We start from the raw sequence: 18,523 nt of genomic DNA, 5'->3' as shown, positions 1-18,523 counted from the left end.
ACCCTAGGCAAGCCGGCGGGCCAGTCCTGCGGGAAGCCGCTTGCCAAACCGCTGCCGCCAGCGCTCCAGCCGCAGCCGCGCCAGTGAGGGAGCAAGTAGCGGCGGTTCCCCCGCCTGCAGGCGATCGAGATGGGCATTGATGGCGATGAGGGCCTGGCGCCAGCGCTCCCGCAGCCGCGGCTCGCTGAGCTCGTCGAGCAGCTCCTCCAACTGGCGCGGCGGCGGCAGCCAGGCCGCGGGATCAGCCACAGCCGCCGCGATCCTCTCCACGTCGGCGGCCAGGGTGCCAGCCCCGATCTGATGGGCCATTCCGCCGGGATCGAGCGTGTCGGCCAGGGCGTGGTTGAAGCTGCTGAACAGCACGCAGCCACAGGCCAGCGCCTCGACCGGTGGCAGGCCGAACCCCTCGCTCACACCGCTGCAACGCCAGTGGTCGGCGGAGTCGTAGAGCACCACCGTGGCGCTGTTGAACAAGCCCACCAGATCCTCCACCCAGCCGTCCTGCACCTCCACCCGCAGCCCCAGGGCCCGCAGGGCTGGCACCAGCCGCTCCAGCACGTAGGCGCTGCACTTGCGCCGTTGCACCAGCACATCGATGGTGCGGCCGCCGGGGTTGTGGGGGGGGCGGTTGTGGGGGCGATTGCCATTGGCGATCCAGCTGGCCCCCAGGGCATTGGGCACCAGAAACAAGGGATTGCGGCTGGCCCACTGGCCCCAGTAGCCCAAGGTGTTGCGGCTCACCGCCAGCACCGGCACGCCAGGCGGCAGCCGAAAGCCATAGCCGCTGCTGTGGGCGTGATAGGCCGCCGGCCGGCCCCGCAGGGCCCGCAGCTGCCGGGGCACATCAAAGCCCCAGCTGACGATCCAAAGCGCCTGGTTGGCGGCGGCGGCACCCAGGGGCTCCGCCCGCAACAGGTCGTTGAGGAATGGCAGACCCTCCTCCCGCTGCCGGTAGGTGACGAGCTCCGTGGGCACCAGGTCGGCCAACAGCCGGGCTGTCTGCTGCCCCACCAGCAACCCCCCGCAGCGGTACCGGCCGGTTGTTCCGGGAACCAGGAAGCGGAGGGGCCTCAACGGGCGATCAGGCGGCGACGGCTTCGGTGCTGCCAGCGCGCTGACGGCGGGTGAGGAAGCCGAACAGCACCTTGCCGATGGCGGCGATCAGGTTGCCCTCCAGCTCCTGGAACATCGTCATGTTGAGGTGGAAGGCGTGGTTCGCCTCCTCGACAATGCGATCAGCCATGACCTGGTCGATCGGCAGGGCATCCAGGGTGGCGCGGTAGTTGGTCTTGAAGGCCTTCTCGTCGGGGATCGCGTCGAATTCGTAGAAGCGCAGGCCGTCGTGTTCACCCAGGTTCATCGCCTTCTGGGCGATGTTCTTGAGGATCTGACCGCCAGAGAGATCGCCGATGTAGCGGGTGTAGTGGTGGCCCACCAGCAGCTCCGGACACTCCCGCGCCACCTGGTGCAGGCGCTCGACGTACTGCTGAGCCCCGGGGGTGGGCTTGACTGCGCTGCGCCAATCCAGGCCGAAATAGAAGGCCAGGTCCTGCTCGAGGCTCTCGCGACGGTTGAGCTCGACAAAAGCCACCGGACCCACCACCGGGTGGTCCTTGAGCTTGCCGAACTCCTCTTCCATCGCCGAATACACGAAATAGAGGTCGGCCACCAAGGTGCGGTAGCTGGCCTTGTCCACCACCCCCTTGAGGAAGCAGCTCACGAAGCCGGTGTTCTCCGCCATCGTGTGGGCTTTTTTGGTGCCTTCACGCAGTTGGGAAGCTAGGGCGACAGCCATCAGTCGGGGGCGCTGCACGGGCGAGGGGCCAAGTTAGGCGGGGCCTTTGCCCAGGCGAGCAACAAGGTTGCGAAGGGTTACGCCGCCAGCTCGCCGGGCGCGTGCCGCCCAGGGGGAGGTTCGCTCGCGAGCCGTTCGACAACTGTTCAACAAGGCGTTTCACAACGGCACGCCCAGAGCGGCAGCGATGGGGCCACCCGTGGCTGCAAGCGCGCTCAGGCCGCCTCGGAGTGCCCGGCAGCGGTGGAGTCGGCAAACAGGTCGAACAACTCCCGACAGAACTGCTGCAATTTCTGCGCCACCTCGGCCTGGGGCAGATGGCTACCGGTGGGCTGCCAGTCGCCCACGGTGGCCAGACGCCAGCGCTCACTCTCATAGGTGAGTCCCCGCACCGTCACTCCCAGCAGCCGCGGCCGCTCGCCACTGGTTGAGCCCGCCGCCAAGCCCGTGGGCTGCTGGAGCCGCAACTGCACCAGAAACGAGCGGCACTGGCTGCGGGGGCTCCAACCGGGCAGATGGAAGGAGAGATCCAGGCTGTCCTGCTCGGCGAAGGCACGGGTGAGGGGGTCGTCGCGCCAGGGGGTGAGATTGGCGCGGGCATCAGGGAAGTGCGCCCGAAACAGGGCCGCCACCGAGGCGATCGCCTGGGCCTGGGCCAACGATCGAACCTGGTCGGCGGCATTCATGCCGTTTCCCCTGAGCAGAACCGCTGCATGCCCGAAACCTAGGCTCGCCACACCGATCGCGCCGCCCCCGGTCAGCACAAGCCCATGGCCACCAGCCCCGCCGCCAGCTTCGAAAAGCTCACAGCCCCGGCCCAGGGAACGGCCATCCGCTTCGAGAACGGCCAGCCGGTGGTGCCCAACGACCCGATCATCCCCTTCATCCGCGGCGACGGCACTGGCGTAGACATCTGGCCCGCCACCCAGAAGGTGTTGGATGCAGCCGTCGCCAAGGCCTACGGCGGTGAGCGCCGGATCGAGTGGTTCAAGGTGTACGCCGGTGATGAGGCCTGCGACCTCTACGGCACCTATCAATACCTGCCCGAGGACACCCTCGAGGCGATCCGCACCTACGGCGTGGCGATCAAGGGCCCGCTCACCACGCCGATCGGCGGCGGCATCCGTTCGCTGAACGTGGCCCTGCGCCAGATCTTCGATCTGTATTGCTGCGTGCGCCCCTGCCGCTACTACGAAGGCACCCCCAGCCCCCACAAACGGCCCCAGGACCTCGACGTGATCGTGTATCGCGAGAACACCGAGGACATCTACATGGGGATCGAATGGGAGGCCAACGACCCCGTCTGTCTGGAGCTGATCCAGCACCTCAATGAGGTGGTGATCCCGGCCAACGGCAAGCTCGGCAAACGCCAGATCCCCGCCGGCGCCGGCATCGGCATCAAGCCGGTAAGCAAGCACGGCAGCCAGCGCCACATCCGCAAAGCGATTCAGCACGCCCTGCGCCTCGAGGGCGACAAGCGCCACGTCACCCTGGTGCACAAGGGCAACATCATGAAATTCACCGAAGGCGCCTTCCGCGACTGGGGCTACGAGCTGGCCACCACGGAGTTCCGAAGCGTGTGCGTGACCGAGCGGGAGAGCTGGATCCTCGACAACGCCGACCGCAACCCCGGCCTGAGCATCGAAGCCAACGCCCGGATGGTCGAGCCCGGCTACGACAGCCTCACACCCGAGAAGAAGGCCGCCATTGATGCCGAAGTGCAGGGCGTGATCGACGCCATCGGCGCCTCCCACGGCAACGGCCAGTGGAAGGCGATGGTGCTGGTCGACGACCGCATCGCCGACAGCATCTTCCAGCAGATCCAGACCCGCCCGGCCGACTACTCGATCCTGGCCACCCTCAACCTCAACGGCGACTACATCTCCGATGCCGCCGCCGCCGTGGTGGGCGGCCTGGGCATGGCCCCCGGCGCCAACATCGGCGACAACGCCGCCATCTTCGAGGCCACCCATGGCACCGCGCCCAAGCACGCCGGCCTCGACCGCATCAACCCCGGCTCGGTGATCCTCAGCGGCGTGATGATGCTGGAGTTCATGGGCTGGCAGGAAGCGGCCGACCTGATCACCGCCGGCCTCAGCGCCGCCATCGCCAACCTGGAGGTCACCTACGACCTGGCCCGCCTGATGGAGCCCCCCGTGGAGCCGGTGAGCTGCAGCGGCTTCGCCGACGCCGTGATCCAGCACTTCGGGGGATGAACACCGACCCCTGCGTGCACTGCGGCTTCTGCCTGCCCACCTGCGCCAGCTACCGGGTGCTGGGCACGGAAATGGATTCGCCCCGCGGGCGCATCCATGCCCTCAAGGCCATCGAAGCCGGAGAGCTGCAGCTCGATGCCACCGTGGCCAAGCACTTCGACAGCTGCCTGGGCTGCCTGGCCTGTGTCACGGCTTGCCCCTCGGGGGTGCGCTACGACCAGCTGATCGAAGCCACCCGCCCCAAGCTCAATGCGCCGGAGCTGCGCACGCCGGTTGAGCGCGCCTTCCGCAAACTGCTGTTTGCCCTGCTGCCCTACCCCAACCGGCTGCGGGCAGCCCTAACGCCTTTGCGGGCCTACGCCGGCACGCCGTTGCAAGCCCTGGCGCGCCGCAGTGGCCTTCTGCGGCTGCTCGGGCCCCAGCTGGAGGCGATGGAACAACTGCTGCCACCGCTGGCGCCGGAGGCCTTCCGCGAGGCGTTCCCCCAGGTGGTGCCGGCCCAGGGCGAACGCCGCGCCCGGGTGGGGCTGGTGCTGGGCTGCGTCCAGCGCCTGTTTGATCCAGCTGTGAACGAGGCGGCGGTGGAAGTGCTCAGCGCCAACGGCATCGAGGTTGTGATCCCGCCAAGCCAGGGCTGCTGCGGCGCCGCCACCCACCACCAGGGAGAACTGGCGCAAACACGCGAGCTGGCCACCGACCTGATGGCGAGCTTCGCCGGCGTGGGCCCTCTGGATGCGGTGCTGGTGGCGGCCTCCGGCTGCGGCCACACCCTCAAGGCCTACGGCTCGATCCTGGAGAGCCCCTCGGCCGCGGGCTTCGCCGGCCAGGTGGCCGACATCCAGCAATTCCTGGCTGAGCTGGGGCTAAGCGAGACGTTCCGGGCACACCTGGCACCCCTGAACCACCCCGACGGCACCCCCGCCAGCGCGGAGCGCCCCCTGCAGGTCGCGTTCCACGACGCCTGCCACATGCTGCACGGCCAGGGCATCCGCGAGCAGCCGCGGCAGCTGCTGGCCGCCATCCCCCACATCCAGCTGCGGGAGGCAATGGAGGCCGGGGTGTGCTGCGGCAGTGCCGGCATCTACAACCTGGTGCAACCCGAGGAAGCCGCTGAGCTGGGCCGGATCAAGGCAGCCGACCTGGCCGGCACCGGCGCCGAGCTCGTGGCCAGCGCCAACATCGGCTGCAGCCTGCAACTGCGCCGCCACCTGGGCGAGGGCGATTTCCCACAGCCTGTGCTGCACCCGATCGAGCTGCTGCAGCGCAGCTGGCGAGCTGGGTGTGCCTGAGCCAGCACCGATGAGCCAGCCAGCCCCAGGCCGGCTGCTGGACATCCTGGGCCTGGGCTTCGGCTTGGCTGGCGCCGTGGGCGGCACGATCGGGGCGGGCATCCTGCGCACCCCTGGCCTGGTGGCGGCCCAGCTGCCCAGCCCAGCCCTGGTGCTGGCGGTGTGGCTGGCCGGAGGGGTCTATGCCCTGCTGGGGGCGGTGTGCATCGCCGAGCTGGCGGCAGCGCTCCCCCAGGCCGGCGGTTGGTATGTGTACGCGGAGCGGGCCTTCGGCCGGCAGGTGGGATTCCTGGTGGGCTGGACCGACTGGCTGGCCCACTGCATCGGCCTGGCCTGGGTGGCCACCACCGTGGGCGACTACAGCCTGGCCCTCCTGCCGGCGGATCTGCTGCCGGCAGGGATGCCACTGGAGGGCAGCATCAGCAAGGGACTGGCCCTGCTGGCGATCGGGCTGTTCAGCTTGATCCAGCTGCGGGGCCTGCGGGCCGGCAGCACCAGCCAGGAACTGCTCAGCCTGGCCAAGGCGGTGGCCTTTCTGGCCCTCGTGGCGGCCTGCTTCCTGCTGCCCATCCCCACCGCGGCCCCCATCGCGCCGCTATCCGCTGAACCCATGGCGACGCTGGGCTGGCGAAACCTCAGCCTGGCCGTGGTGCTGGCCCTGCAGGCGGTGATCACCACCTACGACGGCTGGGCCAGCCCCGTCTATTTCGCCGAGGAATTCAGCGAACCGGGGCGTGATCTGCCCCGCTCCCTGATCGGCGGGGTCCTGGCGGTGCTCGTGCTGTACCTGCTGATCAACCTGGCCCTACTGCACGTGCTGCCGATCGCCCAGCTGGCAAGCTCCAGCCTGCCGGCCGCGGCCGCAGCCCAGGCCCTGGCCGGCCCACTGGGGGGCCTGCTGATCACAGCCATCGCGCTTGTGTCGCTGCTGGGCCTGATCAACACCGTGGTGATGGCCGCCCCACGGATTTTGTTTGGCCTCAGCCGTGATGGCCTGCTGCCCAGCGCTGTGGCAGCGGTGAACGGGGGCGGCACCCCGGCCGCCGCCCTGCTGATCACCAGCACGGCGGCGGCGGCCCTGGTGCTGGCCGGCTCGTTCGAGCGACTCCTGGCCATGGGTGCCGTGCTCTACGTGAGCCTGCCGCTGGCGGGCATCGCGGCGCTGCTGGCCCTGCGCCGCCAGGAGCCCAACCTGCCCCGCCCCTTCCGCGCCTGGGGTTACCCCCTCAGCCCCCTGCTGGTGGCCGCGGTGTCGCTGGCCTTTCTGGTCGGCACGGCCCTGGGCGACTGGGTCGACAGCCTGGCTGCCCTGGTGCTGGTGGCCCTGGGCTACGCAGCCTCTCGGCTGGCCGCAGGGCCGGCAGGGGCGGAGGAACCCGGCTGATCCGAGGCGCCCAACCCAGGCGCAGAGCCCTGCCCCTCCATCCAGCACCAGGCCTGCCGCAGGGTGTCGGCCTCGCCCAGGTTGCCGGGAAAGGTGAGCACGGGTAGCCCCGGCACCGGCCCATCCGCGGGCGTCAGCACCAGCGACAGCCCCGGCAGCAGCTGGCCCTGCAACTCCACCGCCGCTAAGGCAAGGCCATCGGCCAGCAGGGTGTGGGTGGTGATGCCGCCCTTGCTGATCACGTAGCCCAGCCGGGGGGCGAGGGCCGCCGCCAACCGCGCCATCAGCGCCGCCAGGGCGTCCCCGAGCCGGCGCCGCTCCTGCGGCGAAGCGCAGCCCAGCTCCCCCCGACTGGTGGCCAGCACCGGCGTCTGCCCCGCCGCCAGCAGGGCCTGCAGCTGCGCCAGCCAGCTCCGCTCCAGCGAAGCCAGCAGCTCCGCGGGTGCCGGTCCTTCGAGCACCCGCTGGACTTTCGCCACATCCAGCTCCACCAGCCCGCAAACCGGCTCCGCCAGCAGGGCAGCCAGCTGGGCATCAGCCAGGGGCACATGGGAGCCCACCAGCACCAAGCCCGGCAGCGGCGCACCATCGCGATCGCGGCGCCGCAGGCCGGCCAAACCAGCCGCATCAAGGGGCTGGGGCGGCAGGGCCGCCAGGGCCTGAATCCAGCTCGCTGCCGACTGGGACAGCACGGGCCTGGACGCGGCGCGCACGGCCCCGGCCAGGGCCGCCAACTGCCCTGGCCGCTCCGCATCCACGGCCACCACGGGCTGGTGCTCCAGGCCGTCCAGCCACTGGGCCAGGTCGTGGCCCCCATCCTGGGCAGCCCGATCCAGCTCGGCGCCCTCGAGGCGGAGCACGTCCGCAGCGGGGATGCGGCCGCCGCTCTTCTCCTCCACCCAGGCAGCCAGGTCGCTGCTGCCATAGCCGAACAAGCCATCGCTGGCGAAGGGCGTTTCGTGCACGGGCTGGCCATTCAGGAGATGCACCCCGCCCACCGTGGTGCGCCCCCCATCGAGAAATGCCGGGATCAGCAGGGTGGCTGCGAACGGACCCAGCTCAGCAGCGATCACGTCCACCTCCAGGGGGAAATGGCCCCGCAGGGTGGAATCGCCGCGGCTCACCAGCCACCAACGCGCGATGCCGGCAGCGGGCAGGGCCACCGCCAGGGCCCGGCAGATTTCACGCACCCGATCGGCGGCCGGCTGGGGCGCCAGGCCCCGGGTGTTGGCCAGCAAAAACAGCAGCGGCGACGGGTGCTTCAGCCCCGCCGCCAGGATGGCTGGGTCCCAGCGCAGCAGCAGCGGACAGCTGTGCACGGTCTGGGAGCCAGTGGGGTCATCGTCAATGACGATGATTTTGGTGGGAGCGGCCATGGCACCATCGTGCCGTGATCACTCCGGAGCCCAGCGAGCTGCAGGAGCTGGTGCGAGCGCTGCACCAGCAGGCCACCCCATGGCAACCCGCCGGACTGGGCAGCCGCCTCAGCTGGGGGCCGCCGGTGGCCGTCGGCAGCACAACCGTGAGCTGCGGCCGGCTGCGCGGCATCGTCGAGCACAGCCCTGGCGATTTCACCGTGACGGCCCAGGCCGGCACACCACTGGTGGAGGTGCAGGCCGAGCTGGCCCACCACGGGCAATGGCTCGCCCTCGACTGGCCCTGGGGCAGCGGGCCCGCCGGTGACGCCAGCGGCAGCCTCGGCGGCCTGGTGGCGCGAGGCTTGGCCGGTGGCCTGCGTCAGCGTTACCTGGGCGTGCGCGACCAGCTGATCGGCATCGAGCTGATCCGCGCCGACGGCACCCGCGCCAGGGCGGGCGGCAAGGTGGTGAAAAATGTGGCCGGCTACGACCTGATGCGCCTGTTCACCGGCAGCTGGGGCGCGCTGGGCCTGATCACCAGCGTCACCCTGCGCACCCTGCCGCTGCCGCCCCAGCGGCGGGGCCTGTGGCTCAGTGGCCCGCTGGAGGCCCTAGGGCAGCTGAGTGGCTGGCTGCTGAGCTCAAGCCTCAGCCCGGAACGGATCGACTGGTGGCGCGCCGGCCCCGCCCAAGGGGGCGACACCGGACTGCTGATCAGCCTCGCCAGCATCAACGCCCGCACCCTCGACGAGCAGATCACCTGCATCGCCGCCAAAGCCACCCCCTTTGGCATCGCCGCCCTGCCGCTGGAGCCGGCCGACCTCGATGCCCGCGTAGCCGAAAGCCGTGGCCCGGGGCCCGAGGCCTGCGACTGGTTGCTGCGCCTAGCCGTGCGCCCCAGCCAGGCGCCCGCCCTGCTGGCTGAAGCCGCTCTGACCGGTCTGCCGGTGTGCCTCAGTGCCGGCAGCGGGATCGGCTTCGCCTGGGCAGCGGCAGACCAACTGCCGGCCTACCGAGTGGAGGCGCTGCGGCGCAGCTGCCTGGGCTGGGGCGGCTATCTCACCGTGCTGCGTCAGCCGGCTGGAGCCCAGCTCCCAGCCTGGCTGGATGCCCCATCCCGACCGATGATCGAGGCGATCAAGCGCCAGTTCGACCCGAAGCAGCTACTGGCGCGAGGTCGGCTGCCGGGGGTGCAGCCGCCGCCGCACTGAGGCCGTCCATCCACTCCAGCAGGGCCGCATTCACCAGCCCGGGCACCTCATCGTGGGGGCAGTGGCCCGCGTCCAGCACCACCTCGGTGGTGGCAGCCGGTGCATGGCGCTGGAAGGCAGCGCGGCGGCCTACGGCGTTGATCCAGGGGTCGCGGATGCCCCAGAGCAGCAGCAGCGGGCAACCCAGCTGGGCGAACAGCTCATCGAGGGGCTGGCCGCGGGGAATGTCGAACACGGTGCGGAACACGCCAAAGGCGCCCGGATCCAGCGACGGCCGGCGGATCGCCTCCACCAGCGCGTCATCGACGTTGGTCTTGTCGATGTACACCTGATTGAGGGTGCGGCGGATCGTGGCGGGCCGGCGCAGGTTTTCAAACAGCAGCCGCTGCAGCACCGGGCTCTTCAGCAAGGCGCCCCCGATCGTCTGACGGGCGATCGCGCCCCAGCCCTTGGGCGGCGCCTGCTCATCGCTGAACGGGCCGGCGGCATTGAGCAGCGCCACCCCAGCGGCCTGACTGCCGAGGGCCACCCCGGCGGCCAACGCCGAGAAGCCCCCGAGCGAATTGCCCACCAGCACCGTGGGCCGGCCGATGCGCTCACTCACATAGGCGGCCAGCTGGTCGCGCCAGAGGGCGCCGCCATAGGCCAGCTCCGCGGGCTTGGCACTGCGGCCGAAGCCCAGCAGGTCGATGGCGTGCACCTCGTGGCGCTCGGCCAGCACGGGAATGTTGTAGCGCCAGTGGTCGGTGGAGGCGCCGAAGCCGTGCACCAGCAGGATCGCCGGCCCTTGGGGCTGGGCCGGCGCCGCCGTCACGGCATACACGGGATGGCCGGCGTAGCTCCAGGGCTGCGGATTCGACACAGAAGCCACCATGCACGGCGCCAGGGTGGTTGATGCTAGGGAGAACTGCGGCGCGCCATTGCCCCTCACCAGCCCCGACTGGACTCCCTTCCTGCCGGGGATCGCCCTCTGGGCCCTGGCGCTCTATCTGCCCTTGAGCGGGCCCCTGGCACGCCTGGAGGAAGCGCTGGCGGCAGGCCCCCTGCCCCCAGCAGCTCAGCAAATAGCGCTGGTGGTCAGCAGCCTGCTGCTGGCCCTGGCCATCGGGGTGCTGGCCGACCTGGCCCTGAGCTGGGCCCTCGGCCCCGACTGGGCCAGCAGCCTCGGCCTGATCGCCGCCGGCTGGGGGCTGTTCACAGCACTCGCCAGTCGAGCCAGGGAAGGCGAGGAATGATGGCGGGCGTCGCGGCCCGGTAGGCGGCGTACTCGGGGTGAACCGCCGCCAGTGCCCGCTCCTCCCGGCGCGCCTTGCCGCCCAGCACGGCCGCCAGGCCCAGCAGCAAGGCCAGATGCAACAGGCTGCCCAGGGCCAGGGTCACCCCCAGCGAGCACAGCAGCACGGCTTGATAGAGGGGATGACGGCAGCGGCCATAGGCGCCGCTGCTCACCAGAAGGGCGCCCGGGATCGGATCAGGCAGGGGGGTGAGGCTGGCTCCGAGCCCCCAGAACGCCTGGGCCGCCAACACCAACCCCACCAAAAAGAGCACGGCACCAGCGAGGGCCAGCGGCAGGGGCCAGGCGTAGCCCCAGGCGCCCGGGGCCGGCCAGGGGGGCAGCAGGTGGGCCGCAATCAGCACCAACTGGGCCAGCAGCCACCACTCGCCATGGCGGTTGTCAAGCCAGCCGCCCCAGCTCAGGCCCCAGCGCCGCAGCGGGTTGGCCGGGGGCCTCAAGGGCGACTCAGGTGGGGATTTCGGCAAGCGGGTCAAGATCGGGGCCTCCAGCACTGCCACCCAGCACCACTCTGAGCAGGATCGGCGCCAGGAAGGTGGTGCCGATCACCATCAGCAGGATGGCGGCCTCCAGGGGTTTGGTCAGCAAGCCCGCCTGGGTGCCGAGCCCCAGGAAAATCAGGCCCACCTCACCGCGGGGCATCATCCCCAGACCCACCACAAGCCGGTTGGTCTTCTCCTTGCTGACGTAGCTCCAACCGGCGGCCACCTTGCCGACGATGGCAACGGTGAGCAGGAACGCCGCCACCACCAGACCCTCCCGGTTGGCAGGGTCCAGCGGATTGAGCACCGACAGGTCCATCCCCGTGCCGATGAGCACGAAGAAGATCGTGGCAAACAAGGCCACCAGCGGTTTGACCGTGTCCTGGATGGCATGGGTGTGCTTGGAGCCACTCAAGATCAATCCGGCCGCAAAGGCCCCCAGGGCCGCCTCTAGGCCAATGGCCTGGGCCACAAAGCAGCACAACGACAGCACCACAAAGGCCGCCACCACCACCTCTCCGGGGGCCTTGAGCTGGTCGAGCACCCAGTCGAAAGCAGGCGCGGCGGTGCGGCTCAGGAACAGGGCCGCCGCCACAAACACCCCGGCCGCCGCCACCAACTTGAGAATCGGCCCCAGGCTGAAGCCCTCGCCCCCCGCCAGGCTCACCACCACCGCCAGGATCACGATGCCGAGGATGTCGTCGAGCACAGCGGCGCCGATCACGGTCTGGCCCTCGCGGGTGCGCAGAAACTTCAGCTCGCCGAACACACTCGCCGTGATGCCGATGCTGGTGGCGGTCATCGCCGCACCGGCAAAGATCGACGGAATCAGCGGCACATGGAACAGGTAATAGAGGCCGGCAGTGCCGAGGGCAAAGGGGAGCACCACGCCGGTCACCGCCACGGTGGTGGCCTGGGCACCCACCGCCACCAGCTCGTCGAGCTCGCTCTCCAGGCCGGTGAGAAACAGCAGGGCAAACAGACCGATCTGGGAGACCGCCTCCAGGTTGGGGAAGGTTTCGGCGTAGATCGCCTGCACCGTTTCTGGCGAAATATCGGCCAGGGAGCTGAGCAACCCCAGCCCCCAGCTGCTGAGCTGCACCTGGGTGTCGGGCGGCACGATCAGATGCAGACCGGACACGCCGATCAGGACACCCGCCACCAGCTCTCCCAGGATCGTGGGCAGCTGAACCCGCACCATCAGCTCGGCCAGGAGGCGAGCCGCCACAAAGATCACCAGGAATTCCCCAACCGAAATCAGGGTTTCGGCCACCTCCGCCTGATGACTACCGATTTCAAGCAACAGCGCTGGCAACACCATGGAGGCTGAGGGGGCTTGGCAGGGCCGTTGAGGCGCCGACCTTAAAGCGGCCAAGCTCAACGTGTTCGTGAGCAGATCTCTATCCGGGCGGGCGGTTCGGCTGTGGCAGCCATCGCTACGGTCTGAATCCGGGATTCATACAAGCGCCATGGCTGAAGACCTGACCTCAGAGCAGCTGCAACACCTGGATGCCTGGTGGCGAGCCGCCAACTTCCTGGCAGTGGGGATGATCTACCTGCAGGACAACCCGCTGCTGGCCGAACCGCTGCGGCCCGAGCACATCAAGAACCGCCTGCTGGGTCACTGGGGCTCCTCCCCGGGTCAGGCCTTCCTCTGGGTCCATGCCAACCGGCTGATCCGCGAGCGAGATCTCAACATGATCTACCTGTCGGGCCCAGGCCACGGGGCCCCGGGCGTGCTGGCACCGACCTACCTGGACGGCTCCTACAGCGAGATCTATCCCAACAAATCCCAGGATGCCGCCGGGATGGGGCGGTTCCTCAGGCAGTTCTCCTTCCCTGGCCAAATCGGCAGCCACTGCACCCCGGAAACACCGGGTTCGATCCATGAAGGCGGCGAGCTCGGCTATGTGCTCTCCCACGCCTGTGGGGCCGTGTTCGACAACCCCTCACTGATTGCCCTGGCCTGCGTCGGCGATGGCGAGGCGGAAACCGGGCCGCTGGCCACCAGCTGGCACATCAACAAGTTTCTCAACCCAATGAGCGACGGGGCGGTGCTGCCGGTGCTGCACCTCAACGGCTACAAGATCGCCAACCCCACCCTGTTGGCACGCATCCCCAAAGAGGAGCTCGCCAGCCTGATGCGGGGCTACGGCTGGGAGCCGTTGTTTGTGGAAGGCAGCGAGCCGATGGCCATGCACGCTGCCATGGCCGCCGCGATGGACGGGGCCGCGGACCGCATCGCCGCCATCCAGGCGGAGGCACGCCGCAGCGGTGATCCCACCCGCGTCAGCCGGCCCGTCTGGCCGATGATCGTGCTGCGCTCGCCCAAGGGCTGGACCGGCCCAGCGGCCCTGGGGGACAAGAAGCTCGAGAACTTCTGGCGCGCCCACCAGGTGCCCCTACCCAACCCCAAAGGCGATCCTGAGCAGCTGCACATGCTGGAGGCCTGGCTCAAGAGCTACCGCCCCTGGGAGCTCTTTGACGACAACGGCAGCCTGCGGCCCCACCTGCAGGCCCTCTCCCCCACGGGCCGCCGCCGCATGGGCTCCAACCCCCATGCCAATGGCGGCCTGCTGCGCCGCAAGCTGCGCCTGCCAGCGATCGAGCGCTACGCCGTCGCCCTCAATGCTCCAGGTCAGGTGGAGCATGAGAACACCGCCCCACTGGGCGAGCTCCTGCGCGATGCCATTGAGCTCAACCCTGATTCGGTGCGGGTGTTCGGGCCGGATGAAACCGCCTCCAATCGCCTGCAGGCGATCTACGAGCGCAGCAAGAAAGTGTGGATGGGAGAGCTGCTGCCGGAAGACGCCGGCGTCAATGGCGCGGGCGGCAGCGAGCTATCCCGCAGCGGTCGGGTGGTGGAGATGCTCTCCGAGCACACCCTGGTGGGAATGATGGAGGGTTACGTCCTCACCGGTAGGCACGGCTTCTTCCACACCTACGAGGCCTTCGCCCATGTGATCGCCTCGATGTTCAACCAGCACGCCAAGTGGCTGGAGAGCTGCATCCATCACGCCCCCTGGCGGGCCCCGATCTCCGCCTGGAACTGCCTGATCAGCTCCACCGTGTGGCGCCAGGACCACAACGGCTTCACCCACCAGGACCCGGGCTTCATCGACCTGGCTGGCAACAAGAGCGGAGAGGTGGTGCGCGTCTACCTACCCGCCGATGCCAACTGCCTGCTGGCGGTGGCCGAAGAAGCGCTGCTGGAAACCAACGTGTGCAACATCATCGTTTCCGACAAGCAGAGCCACCTCCAGTACCTCAACCTCGCCCAGGCGCGCGCCCATGTGGCCAAGGGCATCGGCCTGTGGAGCTGGGCCAGCAACGACGACTGCGGCACCGAACCGGATGAGCCCGATGTGGTGATGGCCTGTGCCGGGGACGTCCCCACCAAGGAAACGCTTGCTGCTGTGGAAATCCTGCGGCGCGAGATCCCCTCGCTCAAGATCCGCGTGCTGAACGTGGTGAAGCTGTTTTGCCTCACCACCCCCAACGAACACCCCCACGGGCTGAGCGACCGCGACTTCGACAGCCTGTTCACCACCGATCGGCCGGTGATCTTCAATTTCCATGGCTACCCCTGGTTGATTCACCGGCTCACCTACCACCGCACCAACCACCCCAACTTCCACGTGCGCGGCTACAAGGAGAAAGGCAACATCAACACCCCGCTTGAGCTGGCGATGAACAACCAGATCGATCGCTTCAACCTGGTGATCGATGTGATCGATCGGGTGCCGCGATTGGGATCCCGAGCCGCCCACGTCAAGGAGCGGATGAAGGGGGCGATCCTGGCCAACCGCGCCTACGCTCACCAACACGGCATGGATGCCGACGACGTGACGAACTGGCGGTGGTCTGCAGGCCCGGCCCCGGCCCATGACGGAGGATTGCTCCTATGAGCGACCTTCAACCCAGCAACCTGCGCCTGCCCACCCCAGGCTGCTACGCCGACCCCGATCGCAGCGGGCTCGCCGCTGACGACGTGTTCGACGGCATGACCGAGCACCTCTTCTACACGCTCGGCAAACTCGCCCCCACGGCCAGCCTCCACGACCTTTACATGGCCCTCAGCTACGCCGTGCGCGATCGGCTGATGACCCGTTACCTGGCTGGCATTGAAGCCCTGAGCGCCACACCCACGCGGGTGGTGGCCTACCTCTCGGCTGAATTCCTGATCGGGCCGCAACTGGGCAACAACCTGCTGATGCTGGGCATCCAGAAGGAAGCGGCGGAGGCGCTGCGCCGCTTCGGCATCAACGACATCAACGAGATCCTCGACGTGGAGGAGGAGCCGGGCCTGGGCAACGGCGGACTGGGGCGGCTGGCGGCCTGTTTCCTCGAATCGCTGGCCTCGCTGGAGATCCCCGCCACCGGCTACGGCATCCGCTACGAGTTCGGCATCTTCGACCAGCTGATCCGCGACGGCTGGCAGGTGGAAATCACCGACAAGTGGCTCAAGAGCGGCTGGCCCTGGGAGCTGCCCCACCCCGACCAGGCCTGCTTCGTGGGCTTCGGCGGCCGCACCGAGAGCTACCGCGATGAGCACGGCACCTACCGGGTGCGCTGGATTCCTGAGGAGCACGCCATCGGCATCCCCCACGACGTGCCGGTGCTGGGGTATCGGGTCAACACCTGCGACCGGCTGCGCCTCTGGCGCGCGGACGCCACCGAATCCTTCGACTTCTACGCCTTCAACATCGGCGATTACTACGGCGCCGTGGAGGAAAAAGTGGGCTCAGAGACCCTCTCCAAGGTGCTCTATCCCAACGACGGCACCGACGAGGGCCGCCGCCTGCGCCTCAAGCAGCAGCACTTCTTCGTGAGCTGCTCACTGCAGGACATGATCCGCAACCTCGATGCCCGCGGCATCCCGATCACCGAATTCCCCGACCACTGGGCGGTGCAGCTCAACGACACCCACCCGGCGATCGCCGTGGCGGAGCTGATGCGCTTGCTGCTCGACGACAAACACCTCGACTGGGAGGCCGCCTGGAGCATCACCAGCCGTTCGGTGGCCTACACCAATCACACCCTGTTGCCCGAGGCCCTGGAGAAGTGGGGGCTGGGGCTGTTCGGCTCCCTGCTGCCGCGGCACTTGGAGCTGATCTACGAGATCAACCGCCGCTTCCTGCAACAGGTGCGTCTCAAGTACCCGGGCAACGAGCAGATCCTGCGCAAGGTGTCGATCATCGACGAGGAGGGCGGCAAGGCGGTGCGCATGGCCCACCTGGCCACCGTGGCATCGCACCACGTAAACGGTGTGGCGGCCCTGCACAGCGAACTGGTCAAAACCGAGCTGTTCCCGGAGTTCGCCGCCCTGTGGCCGGAGAAGTTCACCAACGTCACCAACGGCGTGACCCCCCGGCGCTGGGTGGCCCTGGCCAATCCCCAGCTCTCAACCCTGCTCAATGAATCGATCGGCGAGGGCTGGGTCAATCACCTCGATGAGCTGCGCAAACTGGAGCAGTTTGTGGACGACAGCAGCTTCCTGGAGCGCTGGCAGGCCACCAAGCTGGCCGTGAAGGGCCAGCTAAGCCATTACATCCACCGCCACACCGGCGTGCTGGTGGATCCGGCGTCGCTGTTTGACGTGCAGGTGAAGCGCATCCACGAATACAAGCGCCAACACCTCAACGCCCTGCAGGTGATCGCCCAATACCTGCGCATCAAGAACGGCCAGGCCGACGGCATGGCGCCCCGCACCGTCATCTTCGGCGGCAAGGCAGCGCCCGGCTATTACATGGCCAAGCTGATCATCCGCTTCATCAACGGCATCGCCGAAACGATCAACGCCGATCCCGACATGGAGGGCCGCCTGCGGGTGATCTTCCTGGCCGACTACAACGTCAAGCTGGGCGAGCGGGTCTACCCCGCCTCCGATCTCTCCGAGCAGATCTCCACCGCCGGCAAGGAAGCCTCCGGCACCGGCAACATGAAGTTCGCCATGAATGGCGCCCTCACCATCGGCACCCTGGATGGCGCCAATGTGGAGATCCGCGAGCAGGTGGGCGCCGAAAACTTCTTCCTGTTCGGCAAAACCGCCGAGGAAATCTCCAGACTGCACAACAGTGGCTACCGCCCCTGGGAGCTGATCGGCAGCATGCCGGAGCTCGCCGAGATCCTGCGGCTGGTGGAGCAGGGCCACTTCAGCAATGGCGACGGCGACCTGTTCAGGCCCCTGCTGCAGAACCTCACCGGCCGGGATCCCTTCTTCGTGCTGGCCGATTTCAACGCCTATCTGCAGGCCCAGGCCGACGTGGATCGTGCCTGGGCTGACCGGGGCCGCTGGAACCGGATGTCGCTGCTCAATTCAGCCCGCAGCGGCTTCTTCTCCTCCGACCGCTCGATCCGCGACTACGCCGAACGGATCTGGCGGGCCGAGAGCTTCCCTGTGACCATCACCTGTGAGATGGACAAACCCGAAGGCCTAACCCGGTAGGTCCGGAGTTTGGTGCAGCAGGCGATTGAGCCGCAGGCGATCGGCATTGAGGGGGTCGGGGGCCAGCTCGCCGGCCACCTCTCGAAACTTCTGCTCCACCTCCTCGGGCACGCGCACATCGAAGATGCGCTCCATTAGCGCCTCGATCGAGAACAGGTGGGCATTGATGTTCTCCAGATCGGCCATGGCCTGCTGCAACGCATCAGGCTCCCCAGCCTCTTCACTGGCCTGATCGGCAACCACAGCGGCGCCAGGGGCGGCTGACGCCGCGTTGGGCTGATTGGTGGCGGACTCCGCCGCCTCCTGTTGCTTCTGCAGTTCCTCCATCACCCGTCCAGCCAGGGTGCGGAACGATTGCAGCGCAGCCCAATTCAGCTCCTGCTGCTGGCGCAGGGTGGGATTTTCACGAATCAATCGGTCGTGTTCCCGATAGAAACGCTGGCAATCAGGGCATTGGCAGGGCTCTTCGGGCACCGCACTCCCTTGGGTTGTCAAATTCCATCATGGCACTCACGCCGCCAGGGGGCCTGGGTCGCGCTGGTCGTCGCCCAACTCGTCGATCTCGCCGCTGGCGGCCGGCAGGGGGATCTCGATCGAGGTGACCACATGGATCACATCGCGCAGGCGCATCGAATCGGCAAACCAGCCCATGGCCTGCTCGGTGTCGCCGCGACGCTCGGCGTCGGTGGCCTGCTCTTCATGGGCTTCCGCCAGCAGGGCCAGCCAGCAGAGGCAGCGGGCCTGCACCACCGAAAGGTCGAGCTCATCGGGCTGGCTGTCAGCGATGCGCTCGCTCTCCTGCTGCACCAGCAGCCGCAGACGCAGATCGTGAAGCTGGGTCATCGCGGTCAGACGACTGGAACCACGCTAGCCCCGGTGGCCGAAATGGGTAGACCACCACCGGTAGCGCTCACTACCAGCAACGCAGAAAGCGCACCGGCTGGGACCAGAAGCGGGGCTGGCGGGACTCGAACCCACGACCTACGGTTTAGGAAACCGTCGCTCTATCCGGCTGAGCTACAGCCCCCCGCGGCCATCCCGCAAGA

16 protein-coding genes and 1 tRNA gene are annotated in these 18,523 nt (G+C 68.4%); 7 read left to right on the top strand and 10 right to left on the bottom strand.

The window, feature by feature from the left end:
- Positions 1-3: 3 nt before the first annotated feature.
- The 3 genes from KBY57_RS06840 to KBY57_RS06830 all read right to left on the bottom strand — a co-directional run bounded on the left by KBY57_RS06840 (position 4) and on the right by KBY57_RS06830 (position 2,481).
- Complete coding sequence (locus KBY57_RS06840; protein WP_254995138.1) at positions 4-1,074, bottom strand: glycosyltransferase family 1 protein; 1,071 nt, start codon at positions 1,072-1,074, stop codon at positions 4-6.
- A gap of 7 nt (positions 1,075-1,081) precedes the next feature.
- Positions 1,082-1,795, bottom strand: coding sequence for a heme oxygenase (biliverdin-producing) (locus tag KBY57_RS06835; RefSeq protein ID WP_254995137.1), 714 nt, complete (start codon positions 1,793-1,795; stop codon positions 1,082-1,084).
- Between the two features lie 215 nt (positions 1,796-2,010).
- On the bottom strand, positions 2,011-2,481 hold the full coding sequence (locus KBY57_RS06830) for a hypothetical protein (RefSeq protein ID WP_254995136.1): 471 nt from the start codon (positions 2,479-2,481) through the stop codon (positions 2,011-2,013).
- Between the two features lie 84 nt (positions 2,482-2,565).
- On the opposite strand from KBY57_RS06830, the gene KBY57_RS06825 reads away from it, so the two are divergent.
- The 3 genes from KBY57_RS06825 to KBY57_RS06815 are packed head-to-tail and all read left to right on the top strand — an operon-like array spanning position 2,566 to position 6,684.
- A complete protein-coding gene (locus tag KBY57_RS06825; RefSeq protein ID WP_254995135.1) occupies positions 2,566-4,011 on the top strand; it encodes an NADP-dependent isocitrate dehydrogenase in 1,446 nt (481 codons plus the stop codon).
- Positions 4,008-5,300 carry a (Fe-S)-binding protein gene (locus KBY57_RS06820; protein WP_254995134.1) on the top strand — a complete coding sequence of 431 codons (1,293 nt, stop codon included), beginning with the start codon at positions 4,008-4,010 and terminating at the stop codon, positions 5,298-5,300. Before KBY57_RS06825 ends, KBY57_RS06820 begins: the two co-directional genes overlap by 4 nt.
- Before the next feature lie 10 nt (positions 5,301-5,310).
- Positions 5,311-6,684: an APC family permease gene (locus KBY57_RS06815; protein ID WP_254995133.1), complete on the top strand. Its 1,374-nt coding sequence runs from the start codon at positions 5,311-5,313 to the stop codon at positions 6,682-6,684.
- Here KBY57_RS06815 and KBY57_RS06810 read toward each other — a convergent pair.
- Complete coding sequence (locus KBY57_RS06810; RefSeq protein ID WP_254995132.1) at positions 6,630-8,060, bottom strand: four-carbon acid sugar kinase family protein; 1,431 nt, start codon at positions 8,058-8,060, stop codon at positions 6,630-6,632. The two genes, KBY57_RS06815 and KBY57_RS06810, sit on opposite strands and share 55 nt — an antisense overlap.
- Before the next feature lie 14 nt (positions 8,061-8,074).
- On the opposite strand from KBY57_RS06810, the gene KBY57_RS06805 reads away from it, so the two are divergent.
- Positions 8,075-9,253 carry an FAD-binding oxidoreductase gene (locus tag KBY57_RS06805; RefSeq protein WP_254995131.1) on the top strand — a complete coding sequence of 393 codons (1,179 nt, stop codon included), beginning with the start codon at positions 8,075-8,077 and terminating at the stop codon, positions 9,251-9,253.
- On the opposite strand, the gene KBY57_RS06800 is transcribed toward KBY57_RS06805, so the two are convergent.
- Positions 9,180-10,127: an alpha/beta fold hydrolase gene (locus tag KBY57_RS06800; RefSeq protein WP_254995130.1), complete on the bottom strand. Its 948-nt coding sequence runs from the start codon at positions 10,125-10,127 to the stop codon at positions 9,180-9,182. The genes KBY57_RS06805 and KBY57_RS06800 overlap by 74 nt on opposite strands.
- A 46-nt stretch (positions 10,128-10,173) precedes the next feature.
- Between KBY57_RS06800 and KBY57_RS06795 the strand changes: the two genes are divergently transcribed.
- Positions 10,174-10,488 (top strand): hypothetical protein, encoded by a 315-nt coding sequence (locus KBY57_RS06795; RefSeq protein ID WP_254995129.1) that lies wholly within the window; start codon positions 10,174-10,176, stop codon positions 10,486-10,488.
- On the opposite strand, the gene KBY57_RS06790 is transcribed toward KBY57_RS06795, so the two are convergent.
- Positions 10,448-10,987, bottom strand: a complete 540-nt coding sequence (locus tag KBY57_RS06790) for a methyltransferase family protein (RefSeq protein WP_254995128.1) — start codon at positions 10,985-10,987, stop codon at positions 10,448-10,450. The two genes, KBY57_RS06795 and KBY57_RS06790, sit on opposite strands and share 41 nt — an antisense overlap.
- Before the next feature lie 7 nt (positions 10,988-10,994).
- A complete protein-coding gene (locus KBY57_RS06785) occupies positions 10,995-12,350 on the bottom strand; it encodes a cation:proton antiporter (protein ID WP_254995127.1) in 1,356 nt (451 codons plus the stop codon).
- 148 nt (positions 12,351-12,498) lie between these two features.
- Between KBY57_RS06785 and KBY57_RS06780 the strand changes: the two genes are divergently transcribed.
- A complete protein-coding gene (locus KBY57_RS06780) occupies positions 12,499-14,937 on the top strand; it encodes a phosphoketolase (RefSeq protein ID WP_254995126.1) in 2,439 nt (812 codons plus the stop codon).
- A complete protein-coding gene (locus KBY57_RS06775; protein WP_254995125.1) occupies positions 14,934-17,477 on the top strand; it encodes a glycogen/starch/alpha-glucan phosphorylase in 2,544 nt (847 codons plus the stop codon). Before KBY57_RS06780 ends, KBY57_RS06775 begins: the two co-directional genes overlap by 4 nt.
- Here KBY57_RS06775 and KBY57_RS06770 read toward each other — a convergent pair.
- From KBY57_RS06770 to KBY57_RS06760, 3 genes are all read right to left on the bottom strand, one after another.
- On the bottom strand, positions 17,466-17,951 hold the full coding sequence (locus KBY57_RS06770) for a hypothetical protein (RefSeq protein ID WP_254995124.1): 486 nt from the start codon (positions 17,949-17,951) through the stop codon (positions 17,466-17,468). The genes KBY57_RS06775 and KBY57_RS06770 overlap by 12 nt on opposite strands.
- Positions 17,952-17,987: 36 nt before the next feature.
- On the bottom strand, positions 17,988-18,320 hold the full coding sequence (locus tag KBY57_RS06765) for a hypothetical protein (protein WP_094559062.1): 333 nt from the start codon (positions 18,318-18,320) through the stop codon (positions 17,988-17,990).
- A 110-nt stretch (positions 18,321-18,430) separates the two neighbouring features.
- A tRNA-Arg gene (locus KBY57_RS06760) sits at positions 18,431-18,504 on the bottom strand.
- Positions 18,505-18,523: the final 19 nt, after the last annotated feature.

It is taken from the genome of Cyanobium sp. Aljojuca 7D2, from assembly GCF_024346415.1.
GTDB lineage: Bacteria > Cyanobacteriota > Cyanobacteriia > PCC-6307 > Cyanobiaceae > Cyanobium_A.
This window is presented reverse-complemented; position numbering and strand designations above follow the sequence as displayed.